Origin of the sequence: Kitasatospora sp. NPDC097643 (genome assembly GCF_040302625.1) — a bacterium.
Taxonomy (GTDB): Bacteria; Actinomycetota; Actinomycetes; order Streptomycetales; family Streptomycetaceae; genus Kitasatospora.
Map to the genome: position 1 here is coordinate 1 of NZ_JBEOSA010000180.1, position 1,201 is coordinate 1,201.

Genomic DNA, 1,201 nt, shown 5'->3' on the forward strand with positions numbered 1-1,201 from the left:
TGTCCACCGACACCGCCGGCCCCTCAAGACCGAACGTGTACGAGAGACGCCCGGAGACGACGCTCGTCGCCGTACCGGTCAGCCGGTGCCCCTCGGCACCTTCCTGGCCCTCGGTGAGGAGGGAGATGTAGTCCTGGCCGTTCGTGCCGATGAAGACGCCGGCCTGGCTCCCGCGGAGGGCGGCAGGGTCGATTCCGGCCCGCTCGAACGCCTCCCAGGACGTCTCCAGCAGCAGGCGCTGCTGCGGGTCCATAGCCGTCGCCTCGCGCGGCGAGATGCCGAAGAACGCGGCGTCGAAGCGGGTGGCGTCCCGCAGGAACGCTCCCTTGCGCGTGTAGACCTTGCCCAGCTTGTCGGGGTCGTCATCGAAGAGCGAGTCCAGGTCCCAGCCGCGGTCGGTCGGGAAGTCGACCACCGCGTCGCCGCCGCTCAGCAGCAGCTGCCACAGCTCCTCCGGCGAGCGGACCCCGCCCGGGAAGCGGCAGGCCATCGCCACGATGGCGATCGGGTCGTCATCCGCGGCCGGAGCGACGGCGGAGGCTGCCGGGAGCGCCGGCTGCAGGCCGAGCAGTTCGGTGGTGAGCTGGTCCGCGAGTGCGGTGGCCGACGGGTAGTCGAAGACCAGCGTCGCCGGCAGGCGCAGCCCGGTCGCTGCGTTGAGGCGGTTGCGCAGGTCGACGGCGGTCAGCGAGTCGAAGCCCAGCTCCTTGAACGCCCGGCCCGCCTCCACCGCCTCCGGCCCGGCATAACCGAGAACGGCAGCGACCTGGCCACGGACGAGGTCCAGCACCGCACGGCCGCGCTCCGTCTCCGACAGCCCGGCGAGCCGCGCCGCCAGCGAGGAGCCTTCTGTGATCGGGGCGGCGGCCGACGGCCCGGCCTGGGCCGCGGCCCTAAGCTGCCGGACCTCGGGGATCTCGGCGAAGAGCCGGCCCCGCCGGACGGCCTCGAACTCGGCGGCCAACCGCTCCCAGACGATGTCCGCAACGGTCAGGGCGGTGTCGCCCTCGTCGAGCGCGTGCTGCAGCGCAGAGATCGCCAGCCCCGGCGCCATACCGACGACACCGTCACGGCGCAGCCGGTCGGCCACGAGTTCCTCGGTGGCGAGCCCGGCCTCGGCCCAGGCGCCCCAGGCGATCGAGGTGGCGGGCAGGCCGTCGGCCCGGCGCTGCTCCGCGAGCGCGTCCAGGTAGGCGTTCGC

At 73.6% G+C, this 1,201-nt stretch carries 1 protein-coding gene; it reads right to left on the reverse strand.

What is annotated here, in order from left to right:
- Positions 1-1,201, reverse strand: a 1,201-nt coding sequence (locus tag ABTY15_RS39705; protein ID WP_350607708.1) for a beta-ketoacyl synthase N-terminal-like domain-containing protein, incomplete at both ends; no start/stop codon positions are given.